The organism is Bacteroides sp. BFG-606 (assembly GCF_024788145.1).
GTDB classification, from domain to species: Bacteria; Bacteroidota; Bacteroidia; order Bacteroidales; family Bacteroidaceae; genus Bacteroides; species Bacteroides vicugnae.
In genome coordinates this window covers 3,900,942-3,919,548 of sequence record NZ_JANUIL010000001.1, presented here as the reverse complement: position 1 = coordinate 3,919,548, position 18,607 = coordinate 3,900,942, and the positions used below count along the sequence as shown (strand labels likewise).

The window sequence follows — 18,607 nt, the reverse complement described above, 5'->3', positions numbered from 1 at the left end:
AATGAAAAGACAATATAAATTTACCGCATTATCGGCAGTCCTGTTCTGCCTGATAGGTTTGTTGTACGGATGTACCCGTGACAATGAAATCATAATTCCGGAAACATCTGTCAATCCACCGGCTACGGATTATTCCGTAGCAATCGGTGACGAGGTTACCTTTACCGGACAGAATATGCATCTGATCTCTAAAGTGGCTTTTGACAATCAGGTGGTCAACATCACTACCGAGCCATCCAACCGTTCGCAAACCACACTGATAGTGGCGGTGCCCGATAATTTCGAAGTGACACAACATATCTCTGTCGTTGCCACTTACAATTCTGTACACAAACTGACTTTAAGTGATGCTTTCGAAGTGGTAGTGCCGGGTGTCACCACTGATGTGAGTTCTGCTACTATCGGAGATAAGATCACACTTACAGGAAAGAATATGCACCTGATTACTAAGGTAAACTTCGGAGATCAAGTGGTATCTTTCGATCCCAATCCAGACCGTTCGCATACTTCACTGATGGTAACTGTGCCCTCTACTTTCGATATAACTAAAAAGGTTCAGTTGAGCGTTACGTATACCACCCATACCGTGAATGTATCTAATGATTTTGAAGTAATCGTGCCACCGGTTATTCCTACTGTCACCACTGTTCTGGAAGGAGAAGTGGGCACAGGAGCCACTATTACGCTGGCCGGAACCAATCTGAATATTATCAAGAAACTAATGGTAAACGGACAAGCATACGAGTTTACAGCTACCGCTACCAGTCTTTCTTTCAAAGCTCCCGAAGACATTACCGAAAATTTAGTAATCGACAATGTAGTATTAGTGTATGACAATGTGCTGGGGGATAATCAGGAACTATCTGTATCGGGAAGCGTAACAGTGAAACCGACACCTACCCTGCCATACATCCTTTGGGAAAATATCGAACTGGGAAGTCATGGAACGGAGAATGCTTTCTTTGATGTTACGAATGGACGGACGATGACTCCATGCGATGTAGTCGAACATAAGGAATGGGTTACTTTCGCAATGGATAATACTAGCGGTGCGCCCACAGCGCGTCTGTTGAATCCGGCCAATATCGGAACCAATCTTCTGAACAGTCAGTTTTGCAATGGTATAGCTTTGAATCTGAATGATTATGCCATCTGGAAAGAGCCTACGCAGACAACTCCGTTCAAGAAAGTCACGGATGACGCACTGATTGCCAAAGTGACAAATGGTGAAATCACCAATATTCGGGATGACATCGGAGATGTGAAAGCGTCTGATATCAAAACAAATACTCCGACTGTTGCAGCAGGAGAAGTGTATTACTTCTATCATAAGGAGAAATTCGGATTGATTTGGGTGAAACAGCTGAATATTCAAACAGACAGAAAACTGAACACCATCATTATGAATGTATATTACGAGAAATAGACAATACAATAAAACGAGTACCCAAAAAGTTATATTATCCCATGAATCTACGAGCGAACTACTCCAAGAGAATCCGTTTGTCACTGGCTTTCAGCATTGTTGCAATGACTGTTTGCGCCCAGAGCATCTGGAATGCGGAACATCTGGAACAAGTGAAAAAGTCTCTCAATCAAGCCGCATACAGCGCCACTTATCAGAACTTACTAAAGCAGGCAGACAAGGCTTTGAACGCCCACTATCTTTCTGTTATGATGAAAGATAAAACGCCACCAAGCGGAGACAAACACGACTACTTGAGCCAGGCACGCTATTTCTGGCCGGACCCGACCAAGCCGGACGGTAAACCTTATATCAGCCGCGATGGTGTATCCAATCCGGAACTGGATAAACTGGACCGTAACCGCTTGGGAGAGATGGCAAATAATGTCACGACACTCGCACTTGCGTGGTATTTCAGTGGCAAAGAACAGTATGCACTAAAAGCAACCAAGCAGATTCGTGTCTGGTTTCTGGATAAGAAAACCTGCATGAATCCACATCTGAAATATGCACAGGTTGCGCCCGGACATAATAATGATCTTGGCCGTTGCTATGGTGTGATAGATACTTATTCGTTAGTGGAAATGCTGGATGCCGTCCAGCTTCTTGAAAAAATCCCGTTCGTTCACCTCGAAAGATTCAGAGCAGCTAAAAAAATGGTTCGGGCAATTACTGGACTGGATTCTGACTAGCGAACAAGGAAAAGAAGAAGCCAGCCGCCCCAACAATCATAGTACTGCTTATGATGCACAAGCCATCGCATTTGCACTCTATACAGGCAATCATAAAGTAGCCGAACGGATACTTCGGGAAGTTCCCGAGAAGCGGGTATTCAAACAGATTGAACCGGGCGGCAAACAGCCCGAAGAATTACGCCGGACATTGGCTTTCGGATATTCAGAATTCAATCTGCAACATCTGATAGATATTGCGGCTATGGGAGAAAAAGCCCATATACCTGTTCTTTCTGTCAGCTCTGCCGACGGACGAAGCATTTACAAAGCTGCCGATTTTCTGAAGCCATATCTCGGTAAAGGAGTCAAAGAATGGCCTTACAAGCAAATCAGCGAATGGAACAGTAAACAACAGGAATTATGTAAAGACCTGTATCGACTGTATCTGCTCGATTCCACTCGCACCGATTATTTAAAGGCATATCAGCAGTTCCGGAAAAAGAACTCCAAAGAGCTTTTCAATCTTCTTTTCCTGAAAGAGAAAGATGCATTGTAAAAAAGGAGAATATACTCCGGAAGCTTACCCATCCAATCCGGTGGAATAGAGAAATAAAAAGCAAATAAAGCCTCAAAGACTTGACTTTCGCTTCCGAATATCGTATCTTTACAGAGTTAATGATAAAGTAGCTTCAATTAAACTACACGCAAAGGAGGGAATTGTGATTCCCTCCCTTTTTTTTATATATCAAAGGAAAAATCATATTCATAGAGGGGAAAGTTCCCCCCACCCCGGCTTTCCCTTCTGTTTTGCCCGGTATTCTTTCTCCTTCAACCCGGGGCATAGCGGTCTTCACCTTGCTTCTTACCGGAATTAGAGTGTGCGTTGCCATCTTTTAGAGGCTCTGTTTTCACCAAACAGACCGTCTGTTCAGGTAAAGCAGAGCCTCTATTGAAGTAAAACGTAATGTCTGTTTTCCCACTGTCTCTGCCAAGTTAATAATCAATAAAGTTGCTCTTGACAAAAAATAGCTTTATCTTTGGGGAGTTGTTAAAGCAGACACAATAGGTATATATTATGAGTGAAAAGATTATCAAATGGGGCTTTATTGGTTGCGGAGAAGTAACCAAGACAAAAAGTGGTCCCGCTTTCCAGAAAGTAGAACATTCGGAAGTCGTAGCCGTAATGAGTCGTGACGGTGCGAAGGCGAAAGCGTATGCCAAAGAGAGAGGAATCAAAAAATGGTATGACGATGCACAAGAACTGATCGATGATCCGGAAGTAAATGCTGTCTACATTGCCACTCCTCCTTCTTCACATGCTACGTATGCCATTATGTCCATGAAAGCAGGCAAACCTGCTTATATTGAGAAACCAATGGCTGTGACGTACGAAGAATGTACACGCATCAACCGCATATCCAATGAAACGGGAGTTCCTTGTTTCGTAGCTTACTATCGCCGTTATCTCCCCTATTTCCAGAAAGTAAAGGAATTGGTAGAGAACGGGACTATCGGTAATGTCATCAATGTGCAGATTCGTTTTGCCCAACCGCCACGCGATCTGGATTACAATCGCGATAATCTTCCCTGGCGTGTGCAGGCTGACATTGCCGGAGGTGGCTACTTCTATGACCTTGCTCCGCATCAGATTGATTTGTTGCAGGATATGTTCGGCTGCATCCTCGAAGCAAGTGGTTATAAGAGTAATCGGGGTGGACTTTATCCTGCTGAAGATACATTAAGCGCCTGTTTCCAATTTGATAACGGATTGGTTGGTAGCGGTTCCTGGTGTTTCGTAGCCCATGACTCTGCCCGCGAAGACCGTATTGAAATTATCGGTGACAAGGGAATGATTTGTTTCTCTGTTTTTACTTATGAACCTATAGGCTTACATACCGAAAAAGGACGGGAAGAAATCTGCATCGGTAACCCGGAACATGTGCAACAACCTCTCATTCAAGCAGTGGTAGATCACCTATTGGGTAAGTCCGTTTGCTCCTGTGACGGTGAAAGCGCAACGCTTACTAATTGGGTAATGGATAAAATTTTAGGCAAACTATAACCCCAAAAAGCAAAAAAAGTATCATTCTTCTCCGCAGTTTACCGATACTGTAAAAAAATTAATAGGGATATTCCATTGTATATTGTTAGTTTTTTCTATCTTTGTATAAAGAAGGTGCGACAAGAAGTCGTACAAGTAATTGTTCAGCATAATGTCTGAACCTGTTGTTCCGTCAACAGTAGCCTAAAGAGGCGTGCTTTACGAGTAATTGTTTGGTGCGAAGCCCTCTTGACAATATGGTTCTATGCAGAAATATCCAATGTATAGGCTGTTAGGCTGACCGATATGAGTAACGTATGTGAACCGCTGCACCATCGTAACAAAAGAATAGCTTACGGATATTTACAAGCTATAGCCAAAATGGCGGGCAGTCAGGATAGTTCTCTCTTTTTCAGGACTACACGGATGCAGCACTGCCGGTGGATGGGCGGACTTTAAGTCGGTCGTAAGTTACTTGTACGGAACTTGGTAAGCCCGTATCTCTCCTGTCCTTTATCGGACAGGTAAGCCAATCGCAAGAGAAGCCGAATGATGTGCGGGTAAAGGATTGCGGAGAAAGCGAACGCTTCCGTGTAATGCGGAAGATAGAGGTTTAAACGTCACCTCATGCGAAAGCAGGCAGACTTCCGCAGGGTAATTCTTTGTGAAACGATTGTAGAACTTTAACGAAATGAAGAAACAGCAAAGGAGCAAGGCGAAAGCCGAGTGTGCATCTTCAGCCGAGCGTAACACAACATGGAAAAGCATTGACTTCTCCAAATGTGAACGAAAGGTCAGAAAGCTGCAAGTCCGAATAGCAAAGGCTCATAAAGAAAAGAGGTACAACAAGGTTAAAGCCTTGCAGCACCTGCTTGTCACTTCGTTCGAAGCCAAGGCATTGGCAGTAAGGAAAGTGACCTCCAATAAAGGTAAACGCACGGCAGGGGTTGACCACATAAAGTGGGATACCGATGCCAATAAAATAGAAGCTATACGTTCTTTGACACGGAGAGGATATAAAGCCCTCCCATTGAAAAGAGTTAACATACCTAAGGCAAACGGCAAGACAAGACCGTTGGGAATACCGACCATGAAAGACAGAGCCATGCAGGCACTGTATCTTATGGCATTGGAACCCATAACGGAAAGTGAAGCGGATGCAAACTCTTACGGATTCAGAAAGTTCAGAAGTACGGCAGATGCGATAGATGCGCTTCACAGATGGCTAAGCAGGGATTGCTCTCCCGAATGGATATTGGAGGGAGACATAAAAGGCTGCTTCGACCATATCAGCCATGAATGGCTTCTCGATAACGTACGAATCGACAGGCAGATATTAAGAAAATGGCTGAAAAGTGGAGTTGTATTCAACAGACTGCTTCAACCGACTATTGAAGGGACACCACAGGGCGGCATTATTTCACCGACACTTGCAAATGCAACTCTTGACGGCATGGAAAGGATGCTCAAAGAGAAGTACAAGGCAAGTTATGTCAATGGAAAACTTTACTGCCCCAAAGTCAATCTCGTAAGATATGCGGATGACTTCATTGTCACTGCTGACAAAAGGAAAACGTTACTTGAAATAAAGGAAATGTTGACAGTTTTTCTAAAGGAAAGAGGACTTACCCTATCCGATGAGAAGACACTGATAACACATATCAGTGACGGATTTGACTTTTTAGGTTTCAATGTCCGGAAGTACAACGGCACATTGTTAATAAAGCCGTCAAAGAAAAGTCAGAAACGTTTCACTGACAAGCTGCATGAGGTTGTGCTGACCAAAGGTAAGGCATCATCCCAGCAGGAGCTGATAGAGAAACTCAATCCTATAATAAAGGGATGGGGTAACTACTACAGCCATGTGGTATCAAAGGAGGTGTTCTGCCGATGTGACCATATCTTAATAAATCAACTTAAAAGATGGTCATATCGCAGACATACCGACAAGTCAAGGAAATGGATAAGGAAGAAGTATTTTATCCGAAAAGGTGGCAGAAATTGGATTTTCGGTTTTGAATATGTATGTGGAGAAATAAAGGATAAGTTCACATTACAGCAACTGACAGAAATTCCAATCAAGCGACACACAAAGATAAGATGCGAGGCCAATCCGTTCGACCCATCATGGGACGAATACTTCGAAAGGCGGAAACTCAAAAGTGCCCGTCAACGTGCGTGAAGAAAACTTTATCGGAAACAAGTCATCGCAAGATGATTATGAGCCGATTTAATTTTATGAGAATTAAATTTAGAATTATCGGAGCTGTATGCGGTGAAAGTCGCACGTACAGTTCTTAATGGGGAAAGCGGCAGCAATGCCGCCGACCTACATAACAGAAGGAAAAAATGAAACTAACAATATACTTTTTTGTACCATGACTAAAGAAGCCTTAATGAGGAAAGCAATCGAGCTTTCCAAAGAGAATGTTAAAAATGGTGGAGGTCCTTTCGGTGCTGTGATTGCCACGAAAGAGGGGGAAATAATTGCAACAGGAGTGAATCGTGTTACGGCATCTTGTGACCCAACTGCTCATGCCGAAGTGAGTGCAATACGTGCCGCAGCTGCCAAACTCGGTACTTTTAATCTTAGCGGATACGAAATCTATACTTCCTGCGAACCTTGTCCCATGTGTCTCGGTGCTATTTACTGGGCACGTTTGGATAAAATGTACTATGGAAACAATAAGACCGATGCCAAGAATATTGGCTTCGATGACTCTTTTATTTATGACGAACTGGAACTGAAGCCTGAAGACAGAAAGCTTCCTTCCGAAATCTTATTGCATAATGAAGCCCTTACTGCCTTCAAAGCCTGGGCGGCCAAAGAAGATAGAGTAGAATATTAAAAAACCTCTCACTATTATTAACCTATTAATTATCCCTCAAATGAAAAGAAAAAGCCTTTTATTTGTTATGGCATCAGTATGCCTGTTCAGTTGTCAACAACAAGACGAACTGCAAGACCCCAGTAAAGAAGGTATCAACTTTCTTACTACTGTCGACAATGAAAGTATCACTGACGCTGTTACTCGTAGCAGCAGTAACCTGTCACTTCCTTTAAAAAGTAGTTTTTCAGCCGGAGACGTCATTTCAATGTCTGTTTCCGAGCAGGAATATCAGCCTTTTATCTTGGGAGTAGATAACCAAAATTGGAGCGAGACAGCTACAGATTCGGAAGCTGTAACTTTCTATGCTCATTATCCTGAATTGTCCGGTGATGTAACGACTAGATCCCTCTTTAGTCGCTACCGTGACATCAAAGGCGGTTTAGAATATTTGTTCGGCACAGCCCAAGCCCGCAAAGGTTCTAGCAATGTAGCCCTTACATTCAAGCGAATGACTGCGCCCGTTATTCTACTTGATGAAAAAGGCAACCCGTACGAAGGTAAAGCAATCGTTAAACTTTTCCTGAAGAACAAAGGTGTGCAGGATCTTTTCAACGGTAAAATCGAAGCTGACAAGAATGCAACCCCGGAATATATCAGTATCCGGAAAATTTCAGAAGGTATCCTGACTAACTTGATTCCACAAATAATCAAAGCTGGTGAGAAGATTGGTTCTGTAATCGTAGACGATAAGGAAGAACCTATCATCGCAGATCAGGATATTACCATAGAAGCCGGAAGTCCTGTTACGATGAGACTTTACGGAGGTCGCGGAATTATTGATGAACGGACTCCGTTACGCAGATAAAACAAAAGAATAACAGCGATACTAATAAAAATCCCCGGAACCGCTGTAGACACTCAGCATTCCAGGGATTTTTTACACACAAAAGTTATTATTGAAATTGAAAACTGTCTCTTTATTAGATTAGAAGCGCATACCTACGGTTAATAGTACTTGACTACGTTTATTGGTAACCTTAGTTGCATTTGGCACAATGATTGTTTCAAAGTTTTCTCCTGTTTCATTATAGAAAGGATAAAAGTCCTCCTTATAAGTATGGAACTGATAAGCTAAGTCAGCATAGAAAACAGCTCCTTTATATCCCAGTCCTACTGTATAATTATTGGTTGCTTTCAAGTTAGAGAATTCTGTACTTGTACTGATACTGTTAAGTGCAATTCTCTTAAATGTATCGTCATACATTGCTGCTGTCATATAATTATATCCTAAACGGAAAGAGAATTCAGGTGCAAATTTAATTTCAGCACCAACGCGTAATGTATGTACTCCTTTCAATCCCGTTTTTATTTGAGATGTTTCATTCTCCATTTTCAGACCATCATCATATTTCAGTTTGGCTGAAGAATAATCACTATATTCATATTCTGCTCCTAATGCTACAGAACGACCAATGGTATACCCCAAGCTTAAATTATATTTCCAAGGAGTTACTAATTGATATTTAGTTTTTGATTCACCAGGGAATTCCATCGTATCATATTCAAACAATTCATCCTTTTCAATGATTCCGTTACTATTCATATCAATATCAGAAGTCATGATGGCGGAAGTTCGGTCTTCCAAATTAAACCATGTAGGTGTGTGTATTGCAGCACCGATACGGAATGAAGAGGATTCAAATGGACGTACAATCACTCCTAACTTAAAATCAACTCCCGTTCCACTTGTATCAAACCAATTCTCTAAAGAATAAGTTGAAACATCTCCCTCATAACTTTCCCTATAAATAGAATTTCTTGAATAATCTACACTATAAGCTCCTATCGTAGCACCCAAATAAATGCGATCATAAAAGTTTAGCGCAACATTAAAGTCATAGGAATGTAACCCACCTCTTTCTTTAGATGTATAGGCTCCCTGCACCGGCAAATAAATAGGTTCACCTCCCTCACCCACCATATAGCCTACATTGCTGGCATATTGATCATTATTTTCACCATTATCGCCCACTGCTCCAATCACTCTAGTCCGAAGAGCCATAGCGCCTAACCACGGTGCAGCATCGATACCTCCATCAGTAAAAGCGGCATTAGAGCTCAAATATCTTTCAGTAAGCCCATGGGATAAAGTAGCAAAAAAGTCACTTTGTGACAATGGTCCTTCCGAATCTTCTATCAGTCCATTCATTACCATATTTTTATCAAAGGACTTTACCTTACGATAATTAAAACCAAAGTTCACAAACCGCAAAGGTGTCTCATTTCCGATACGGCTTGATATAACAAAACCGATATTATCAAATGAACCAAACAACTTATCTTGTTCATTTTTGCTGCCGTTCATAGTAGACTTCATTCCAATATTACTGAAACCAAATGAAGTCATTACGTCACTACTTCTGTATATTCCGATACCTGCCGGATTGGTCCCCATAGTTGATATGTCACCGCCTAGTGCTCCCATGGCCCCTCCCATGCCGACAAATCGTGCAGTTCCATTCAAATCATTCCCCATAAACCGGGCTGCATCGTATAAGCTCTGTGCACTTACGATAGTACTACCAACCAAAGTACACAGTATCACTATTGTAAATCTTATATTTTTCATAAATATATCTTATTAATAATACCCAATCATTATCATCTTCTTCGACTTCCACCGCCACCAGAGGAACCGCTAGAACGAGAACTTCCACCACCACTTGAGTAACCACTCGAGCGAGACGATGAAGACTGACTCGGTGAGTAGCTGGAACCTGATGAAGAACGACTTGGAGAATAAGTGGAACTAGAAGAAGAACGGCGACTACTACTATTATCCGGGGAATAACTCCGTGGAGTCGTAGAACTTCCACGGTTATATGTAGAAGAAGAACGACTGCTACTGCTATTCGTTGTTCCATAAGTTCTGCGAGAAGAAGAGTTGGAACGACTGTTATCATATGTCGAACTGCTACGTGTACTGCTCGGACGAGTGTAGGTAGAACTCCTGCGGGAAGAGTTTGAGCCTGTGGTAGTCCCTACTCTTGTATTCGTACGATTACCTACAGTTCTTCTGGAAGAAGAATCATAAGTTGTGCCGCGGCGTGCAGATTGGCTTACACCTTCTCCATTTGTACGACGTGTACCAACTGTTGTACCGATTCTGCGGTCACTACTTGTTGGGTAAGAAGAACGGCGTGCACTTCCAACACTGTTTCCAAAGTTAGAACGACGATTATTATAATAGGTATTACGTGCCCAATGGTTTCCACCTCCGCCCCAGCCCCAGCTAGGACCACCGTGCCAGTGGTGGTGATGTCCCCAATAACCGCCGCCATACCAGCCACCCCAGTAGCCGCCATACCAGCCGCCCCAATAACCCGGAGAATATCCCCAAGCGTAATAAGGACGATTCCATCCCCAACCATAGTTCCATCCCCAGCCGTAAGAGCCATAACGCCAATCCCACCAGAGCGGATTACTGAATGTCGGGAATGCATAAGCATACATACCATCGGTATATACGTTCCAGTCCCATGAATTCGGACCGTAAACTACATCCCAATACAACGGACTGCTGATGCTGATAGCAAAACGCGGATTGCGGAAACGGATGATACGTTCAGCGTATTCATAGTCGTCTTCCGTACCATTGAATTCACCTGTCACCCATTCTCCGTCCAAATCCGGATTAGATTTTTCTTTTATATATAAGGTATCATTATCCATTACGAATTCATTATCACGTGCATCGTAACGGCGGTTATATTCATCCACATCCCGTGTTCTTCCCTTACGGTCCTGAACCACTACTGTAGTACCCGGTGAAGTATAGATGTTGGTCACCTGTTTCTTCGGTTCCTTCTTAACCGGAGTTTCTTTCTTCTCCTGTTTGTCTTTTGAAGGAATGAAGTAAAGGTCGTCATCAACGCTTTGTGCCATCAAGCCTATCGGGAGGCACAAGGCAAATAGCAAGAAATAAACAATCTTTTTCATATCATCTCGGTTTATGTAATTACTTAAACTTATTCACGTTACAAAGATAAGGAAGAGATTTTTCGTTCGAGGGAGATTTTCCCCAAAGGATAATAGGGAAATCCCTATTTCACTACTTTTATAGAGAAAAAGAGGTGTTTGATTCTATCGAAATACGTCTATTTAACTTATGATATCAAAGGTATGGTAAACTTCACATACGATATATACAAATCAAAGAAGTCCATTTGGAGCTTTTGTTGATAGCAACATATACTTCATTAAAAAACTTCGTCAAGACTTCGTTTTTGAGTATCTTTGCCCCATCATTATTCAGATAAAAAGAAAGATTATGAAATATTTTGAGTTTTCATTTCAGACACATCCTTGCACCGAAACGGTGAATGATGTATTGGCTGCTGTATTAGGCGAAGCCGGATTCGAAAGTTTTGTTGAAAGCAAAGGCGGATTGACTGCATACATCCAACAATCCTTATGTGACGAAACTGTTATAAAAAATGCGATAGATGAATTTCCTATACCCGACACAGAAATCACCTATACTTATATTGAAGCAGAAGACAAGGACTGGAACGAAGAATGGGAAAAGAATTTCTTCCAACCTATTATCATTGGCAACCGCTGTGTGATTCACAGTACTTTCCATCAGGATGTTCCCAAAGCGGAATATGACATTGTTATCAACCCGCAAATGGCTTTCGGCACCGGACACCACGAAACGACAAGCCTTATTATTGAAGAATTACTGGACAACGAACTGAATAATAAATCCCTGCTGGATATGGGTTGCGGAACTTCAATTCTTGCCATTCTGGCACGAATGCGAGGTGCACGTCCTTGCACGGCTATCGATATCGACGAATGGTGTGTACGCAACTCCATCGAAAATATCGGATTGAATCATGTAGATGACATTGTGGTTTCACAGGGAGATGCTTCGTCACTGACCGGAAAAGGACCTTTCGATGTCATCATTGCCAATATCAACCGGAATATATTACTGAATGATATGAAACAGTATGTTGCCTGTATGCATACTGATTCTGAAATCTATATGAGCGGATTTTATGTAGACGACATTGACTCCATCCGGGAAGAAGCCGGAAAAAACGGACTGACTTTTATCCATTATAAAGAGAAGAATCGTTGGGCAGAGGTGAAGTTTATTTATAAAGGGGCAACCGAAAATCATGGTTGATATACGCTATTAATAAACACAAAACTCTTGATTGATATAAAAAAAATAGTGACGCTATATGACAATGATACCGTCAGTATCCCAATCATATACCGTCACCATTTTTATTGGATAGCGTCACTATCTCGTAGAAGAGAGAAGATCAGATTATTATGAACGAGGTCTTCACATAGTTGTTACGCGAACTCCCTCTTTATCTGTTGGCACCATTCCTTTATTTTCTCTTCCGCATGTTCAGACTGATTATCCAAATCAACAACCAGACCACACCATTGCCCGCCACGCAAAGCTTTGGAACGTTCGAAAGTGTAACCCTCGGAAGAAGTAAAGCCGACTAGCGTAGCTCCATCCTCTTCAAATACCTCCGCCAACAATCCGATGCCATCCGCAAAGTTTTCCGGATAACGTATCTGATCTCCTAACCCGAAGATTGCAACTTTCTTTCCTTTTAAATTCATTGTCCGTAACTCCGGCAACAATTCATCCCAATATGTAGGAAGTTCTCCGTCAAACCAAGTTGAAGCACCGACAATAAAACAGTCATAAGCTTCAAAGTCATTTTGCCAAGCCTGTTCAATAGGCACTGTTTCTATCTTTTCCTTACTAAATTCTTTCTGTATTTTCTCTGCCACCCAACTCGTTCTTTCAGCTTTGGTAGCATAAAATAAGCCTATCTTTTTCATAATCCACACTATTTAATATTCCAATAATTTCCGGGCAGCCTCGTATATCTTGGTCTCATCCGGCAGAATTTCCTTTTCCAGAATCGGATTAAAACCGACAGGGGTAAAAGTAGACCCCACACGCTGCACCGGTCCATCAAGATAGCGGAACATCTCTCCACTAATCATAGCAGCAAGTTCCGCACCAAAACCGGAGAAAACTTTATCTTCATGAACGACCAATGCCTTGCTCGTTTTCTTGACCGATTCGAATATCGCCTCTTTATCCAACGGAATCAAGGAGCGAATATCAATGACTTCCACTTTCCAGCCACCTTCTTTTTCCAATCGTTCTGCTGCGTGCAGGCAGAAATGGGTGGTATTGCCATAGGTAATAATGCTCAAATCTGTTCCCTCACGACGAACACGTGCTTTCCCGAAAGGTACTTCAAAATCTTCCGGCACTACTGCTGCCGCTTCTACCGAATTATACAATGCTTTCGGTTCGAGGAACAGCGTAAAGCCTTTGGATCGCATACTGGTACGAAGTAATCCGGCAGCATCATCCGCAAAAGATGGGCAGACAATACGTGCCCCCGGTAAAGTGGTCAAAGCTCCCTCCAGGTTTTGAGAATGATACAAGCCTCCACCGATATAACCACCGGAAGCCAGACGCAGAGTTATATTCGGAGCAAATTTCCCATTGCTACGCCAGTACTCATGTGTACACTCCACGTATTGCTCTATGGCAGGCCAGAAATAATCGGCAAACTCCGCTCCCTCAATCACCACATGAATTTTAGGATCAAAACGACTCATTCCATTGGCAGTGCCTACAATATAATCTTCCGCAATCGGTGCACTAAATACACGGGCCTCGCCGAATTCTTGCTGCATACCTTTGGTTACATTAAACACGCCTCCTTTTTCCCTGTTTGCCACATCCTGCCCCCAAATAAAGGTATCGGGATTATGGCGGAATTCAGCTTTCAATGTTTCATTAATGGCATTGACCAGAAAAGTCTTCTCCCCTTCCGCCTCATGTGTACCGTCTTTATATTTCTGTGGCTGATAAGGTTCGGGCATTACAAAATCATAAATGCTTTTAGGATCGGGATCGGGAGCAGCCAAAGCCTTCCGGTTGGCAGCAGACAATTCTTTCTTTGCATCAGCTTCTATTTGTTGCAGTTCTTCCTCGGTCAGACGTTTATAACGCAGCAGCATCCGGCGGAACTTCATCAAGGGATCAGCATCTTTCACATATTCCAATTCATTCTCATCCCGATACAAGGTGTGTTTATCTGAATTGGAATGCGAACCGATCCGGACACAATTCGCTTGCACAATAACCGGATTACGGGTACTGATAGCATATTCCCGTGCCTCGGTCATAGCATTCATCGAATCGAATACATCCTTTCCGTTGCAATAGATAATCTTCAGGTTCTTGAAGCCCGAGAAGTTCTCGGCCACTTTACGGTTGGCAGTCTGTTCCGATTTGGGTACGGAAATACCATACCCATTATCTTGTATTACAAAAATCACCGGAAGACGTTCGAGACTGGCACCATTGATAGCTTCGTAAACGAATCCTTCGGAAGTAGCCGACTCTCCGTGAGAAGTGATAGCCACGCCTTTATGTCCATAATATACCATTGCTCTGGCCACACCTGCTGCGTGAAGGTCGTGTGTGCCAGTAGCAGAGGAGATGTTTTCAATGTGCCATTCCGGTTTGGCGAAATGGTTCGACATGTGACGTCCTCCGCTACCCGGGTCCGTCGCTTTTGAAATACCGTTCAGGATCACTTCTTCAGCAGTCATTCCGGCAGAAAGCACGGTTAACATATCCCGGTAGTATGGGAACAGGAAATCTTCACCGAGGGTGAATACCTGACCAACGGCAAGTTGAATACCATCATGTCCTGCATAGGGAGCATGATAAGACCAACCCAAAGATTGCAACAGATAAGACGGTGCCTTTTCGTCCAAGGCACGCCCCAATGTCATCAGATGATACCACTTTTTCAGGGTTTCTACATCTGTAGTTTTTATATCATATTTCTTTTTCATGAGTAATGAAGTTCTTAATGAATGAAACAATCAGTTATCAGCCTTTCCAATTTTCGAGATAGTCGGCTATAAAATGCAGGAAGTTACCTCCCAACATTCCGTCTACTACCCGATGATCGTAAGACAAAGACAAGTACATTTTATGCCGGATTGCAATCGTATCACCCTCCGGAGTTTCTACAACAGCAGGTTTCTTCTCAATATACCCTACTCCCAAGATAGCTACTTGCGGCTGATTAATGATTGGCGTACCGAACAGGCTCTTGAATGTACCAAAATTGGTTATCGTAAATGTGCCCCCATCAATATCTTCCGGCATTAATTTGTTATCCCTTGCTTTCAAGGCCAGAGAATCGATAGCAACAGCCAACCCGTTCAGATTCAGATGATCGGCATCATGTACCACAGGAACAATCAGGTTTCCATCATTCAAAGAGACGGCAATACCGACATTAATATGCTTTTTGAAAAGAATATTATATCCATCTACCGATACATTCACCTGTGGATAGGCAGCCAATGCTTTTGCCACGGCTTCTGTTATCACAGGCATATAAGTCAGTTTCACTCCTTCGCGACGGAAGAAAGCGTCTTTATTCTTTTCACGCCAACGTACCAATTTGGTAACGTCTACTTCTACTACATTGGTCACGTGAGGAGATACTTTCTTAGACATAACCATGTGGTCGGCAATAATCCGGCGGACACGATCCATCTCTTTGACTTCGACTCCAGGCATTGCTACAGGAGCAGACGATTTAGATAAAGTGGCAGCCGGCTGGGCAGCAGCGGCAGATGTAGCCGGAGCAACCTTCGGACTTGCCTGTTCAGAAGAAACAGCAACTGATGGTTTGCTTGCGGCCGGAGCAGCAGATGCCGGCTTCGGTTCAACGCTACCTCCTCTTTTCTTCTTTTCAATATAATCTTTTATATCTTTCTTACTCAATCGCCCTTCATAACCGGTTCCTTGTATAGCATCCAGCTCTTCTTTCGGAATCTTAGCTTCCCGCGCCAACTGAATCACAACAGGAGAGTACCAACGTTCTTCCTCTGCAACAACAGGTTTCGATGCAGTATTCGCTGATACGTTCTTAGCAGTTTCCGCTGACGATGGTGATGTTTCAGAAACATTTACCGGCTCCGTTCCTGAAGATTCTTCTCCATCCAAATCAATTATAGCTACTACTGTTCCTACAGCAACCGTATCACCTTCCTTATATAAAATCTCCACCACTTTTCCCGCTACGGGAGAAGGGATCTCCGCACTTACTTTGGCAGTATTCACTTCAAAAAGCACATCGTCTTCCTGAATCATATCACCTACCTTTACAGACCAAGAGACGATGGTCCCTTCGGTTATACTCTCGCCCAACTTAGGCATTTTTATTTCGAATTTCGACATAGACAGTTAATTTATTATTCAACCTTGAGATATTACAACAACGGGCTGAAATAGAAAGTTTTAAGTTAAGTAAATTTTAACCGGATACTGACAAAGCCAGTCCGGACATCAACGACTATATATCCACTCTTTCTGAATATATTTCTCTTTCCGGAGCTGATTGACAGCCTCTATTTCCTTCCCGTTAAAAGCACTGACAGATTGGGACTTACTGAAATACTGAAAAGCCTTCTCTTTAAAATCAGTTACAGTTCCCTCCGGCAAGTGACTCCGAATATTGGTTACCTCACTCCGAACGGAAGGAACAGCATATACTGACGATAAAGTTTCATCATCAACCATCGGTTCCGGATTCAAAGCTTTATACAAGGCAGTCAGATCCGTATCATACAACAGAGTGCAATGATACAACACCCGATTCTTATGTACGCATTGCGCACTCCCTGATATTTTCAATCCATTCAAATAAATCCCCAATCGTTCATCTCCTTTTACCATCAGGCCTATAGAATTCAAGAAATTCAATGTCCGCTGCAAATAAGTAACAAATTCCGGCAGACGGGGAGCCGTTTCTATAAAAGTCAGATTGACATTACCCAAATCATGATACACCGCTCCCCCACCCGAAAAACGACGGGCAATATGTACTCGTCCCTGTTCCGCCCATTTCTTATCGACTTCCGACCGCAACCGCTGATGCTTACCTATTACCACAGAAGGAGTATCCTGCCAAAGCATGAAAATATCTTCATTTCCCTGCTTCAACAGATATTCCTCTGCTGCCAAGTGAAAGTAAATATCAGTAAACGGACTATAGATACATCGAATCATAGATCAAGCGGAATAAGAGTTAAAACATTATTTCGTGATAAATCTCTCCGACCGTAGGATGCGGAAACACAGTCTTCTGGAATTCCTCCACCGTGTACCCTCTCTGAATAGCAATACCTGCTATCACAATAAGTTCTGATGCCGGATTTCCCAACATGTGACAACCGATAATCCTCCCGTCTTCATCCTGGATCAGCTTACAGAGTCCGTTTCCCTGTTCATTCTCCGCAACGAACCGTCCGGAATAAGCCATCGGTAATTTTGAAACACGGTAAGGAACTCCTGATTTTACCAGTTCTTCTTCTGTCTTTCCCACTCCCGCCACTTCAGGGTTGGTATAAACGACTCCCGGAACACAATCGTAATTCATACGGTCTTCCACTCCTAAAATATGATTGATAGCGACTTCCGCTTCACGGATAGCGGTATGCGCCAATAAAGAATAGCCTGTAATATCACCACACGCATATACACGAGGATGCGAAGTCAACAGATGTTCGTCTACTTTCACCCCATTCCGATGCAGTTCTATATTCAGCTTGTCCAGTCCTACCTTGGATAGATTTGCCTTACGTCCTACACTAAGCAAAATCTTCTCCGCTTCAATAGTAGACGTCTTGCCTTCTTTTTCTATCACAACTCCATGAGGATTTACTTCCACCACTTTCGTATTCAAATAGAAAGTGACTCCACGTTTGGCATATTCGGCACGAAGCATACCGCTGGTTTCCTTATCCATCGCTCCCAGAATCTCCGGCATCATTTCTACCACATGCACTTTCACACCCATACTGTTGAAAAAAGAAGCAAACTCCATCCCGATCACCCCGCCGCCAATAATGACCAGCGTCTTTGGAAGTTCCTTTATTTCCAATGCCTCCTTGGAAGTCCAATAACTGATTTCTGACAGTCCCGGTATAGGAGGAATCACTGTATCAGAGCCGGTACATACCAGCAAATATTTCACGGAATAGGTTTCTCCATCACAAATGATTTGTATTTTCCCATCTTTTTCTCCTTCTATCAGAGCTTCCTTTTCTACAATAGTCACTCCGTAAGAACTCACAGTCATCTTCACACCGCCCGTCAACATTTTTACTGTTTTATCTTTACGGCTCATAATCTTGGATAAATCGAACGAAGGAGATTCGGCAGAAACGCCATATTTGGAAGCATTCTTGATGCTATCCAGTATTTTAGCAGAATATAACAAAGTTTTAGTAGGAATACACCCCTCATTGAGACATACTCCACCCATTGCCTTTTTCTCAAAAAGAACGGCCTTTAATCCGTTGGCCCCTGCCCGTTCGGCAGCTGTGTACCCGGCCGGACCACCACCAATAATAGCTATATCAAAGTTCATAATCGTATCTTTTAAGTAATAATACGATTATAACAAATATGAGAAGAGATAAGTTGTAGGGAAAAGAAATA

At 42.8% G+C, this 18,607-nt stretch carries 16 protein-coding genes; 9 read left to right on the top strand and 7 right to left on the bottom strand.

The features are described from left to right. Position 1 precedes the first annotated feature (1 nt). The 8 genes from NXV01_RS14575 (at position 2) to NXV01_RS14545 (ending at position 7,876) form a co-directional block, all read left to right on the top strand. The gene (locus tag NXV01_RS14575; protein WP_259022744.1) at positions 2-1,426 is read left to right on the top strand and encodes a hypothetical protein; all 1,425 of its coding nucleotides are present in this window, start codon (positions 2-4) and stop codon (positions 1,424-1,426) included. A gap of 41 nt (positions 1,427-1,467) precedes the next feature. After that, positions 1,468-2,157, top strand: a complete 690-nt coding sequence (locus NXV01_RS25910) for an alginate lyase family protein (RefSeq protein ID WP_309569303.1) — start codon at positions 1,468-1,470, stop codon at positions 2,155-2,157. Beyond that, positions 2,072-2,695: an alginate lyase family protein gene (locus NXV01_RS25905; RefSeq protein WP_309569302.1), complete on the top strand. Its 624-nt coding sequence runs from the start codon at positions 2,072-2,074 to the stop codon at positions 2,693-2,695. Before NXV01_RS25910 ends, NXV01_RS25905 begins: the two co-directional genes overlap by 86 nt. Positions 2,696-3,214: 519 nt before the next feature. Next, complete coding sequence (locus NXV01_RS14565; protein ID WP_004325616.1) at positions 3,215-4,201, top strand: Gfo/Idh/MocA family protein; 987 nt, start codon at positions 3,215-3,217, stop codon at positions 4,199-4,201. Between the two features lie 285 nt (positions 4,202-4,486). Next, positions 4,487-4,639 carry a hypothetical protein gene (locus NXV01_RS14560; RefSeq protein WP_167511788.1) on the top strand — a complete coding sequence of 51 codons (153 nt, stop codon included), beginning with the start codon at positions 4,487-4,489 and terminating at the stop codon, positions 4,637-4,639. A 232-nt stretch (positions 4,640-4,871) separates the two neighbouring features. Beyond that, a complete protein-coding gene (ltrA, locus tag NXV01_RS14555; RefSeq protein WP_258978446.1) occupies positions 4,872-6,362 on the top strand; it encodes a group II intron reverse transcriptase/maturase in 1,491 nt (496 codons plus the stop codon). 196 nt (positions 6,363-6,558) lie between these two features. Next, a complete protein-coding gene (locus NXV01_RS14550) occupies positions 6,559-7,029 on the top strand; it encodes a nucleoside deaminase (RefSeq protein WP_148366205.1) in 471 nt (156 codons plus the stop codon). 40 nt (positions 7,030-7,069) lie between these two features. Then, positions 7,070-7,876: a fimbrillin family protein gene (locus NXV01_RS14545; RefSeq protein ID WP_259022743.1), complete on the top strand. Its 807-nt coding sequence runs from the start codon at positions 7,070-7,072 to the stop codon at positions 7,874-7,876. Positions 7,877-7,996: 120 nt separating this feature from the next. Here the strand turns inward: NXV01_RS14545 and NXV01_RS14540 are convergent, their stop codons facing one another. Both NXV01_RS14540 and NXV01_RS14535 read right to left on the bottom strand, forming a co-directional pair. Then, on the bottom strand, positions 7,997-9,640 hold the full coding sequence (locus tag NXV01_RS14540; protein WP_259022742.1) for a hypothetical protein: 1,644 nt from the start codon (positions 9,638-9,640) through the stop codon (positions 7,997-7,999). A 32-nt stretch (positions 9,641-9,672) separates the two neighbouring features. After that, positions 9,673-11,010, bottom strand: coding sequence for a hypothetical protein (locus tag NXV01_RS14535; protein WP_148366199.1), 1,338 nt, complete (start codon positions 11,008-11,010; stop codon positions 9,673-9,675). A 331-nt stretch (positions 11,011-11,341) separates the two neighbouring features. Here NXV01_RS14535 and prmA point away from each other — a divergent pair, with 331 nt between their 5' ends. Further along, a complete protein-coding gene (gene prmA / locus NXV01_RS14530) occupies positions 11,342-12,208 on the top strand; it encodes a 50S ribosomal protein L11 methyltransferase (RefSeq protein ID WP_258980190.1) in 867 nt (288 codons plus the stop codon). Between the two features lie 176 nt (positions 12,209-12,384). Here the strand turns inward: prmA and NXV01_RS14525 are convergent, their stop codons facing one another. The 5 genes from NXV01_RS14525 to lpdA form a co-directional block, all read right to left on the bottom strand. Beyond that, on the bottom strand, positions 12,385-12,891 hold the full coding sequence (locus tag NXV01_RS14525) for a flavodoxin (RefSeq protein ID WP_234131984.1): 507 nt from the start codon (positions 12,889-12,891) through the stop codon (positions 12,385-12,387). Positions 12,892-12,903: 12 nt separating this feature from the next. Then, positions 12,904-14,940 carry a thiamine pyrophosphate-dependent enzyme gene (locus NXV01_RS14520; RefSeq protein ID WP_258980182.1) on the bottom strand — a complete coding sequence of 679 codons (2,037 nt, stop codon included), beginning with the start codon at positions 14,938-14,940 and terminating at the stop codon, positions 12,904-12,906. A 37-nt stretch (positions 14,941-14,977) separates the two neighbouring features. Further along, entirely contained in the window at positions 14,978-16,342 is a 1,365-nt protein-coding gene (locus tag NXV01_RS14515) for a dihydrolipoamide acetyltransferase family protein (protein ID WP_234131985.1), read from the bottom strand. A gap of 108 nt (positions 16,343-16,450) precedes the next feature. Beyond that, entirely contained in the window at positions 16,451-17,173 is a 723-nt protein-coding gene (locus NXV01_RS14510) for a lipoate--protein ligase family protein (RefSeq protein WP_148366191.1), read from the bottom strand. Between the two features lie 19 nt (positions 17,174-17,192). Further along, positions 17,193-18,536 (bottom strand): dihydrolipoyl dehydrogenase, encoded by a 1,344-nt coding sequence (gene lpdA / locus NXV01_RS14505; protein WP_234131987.1) that lies wholly within the window; start codon positions 18,534-18,536, stop codon positions 17,193-17,195. Positions 18,537-18,607: the final 71 nt, after the last annotated feature.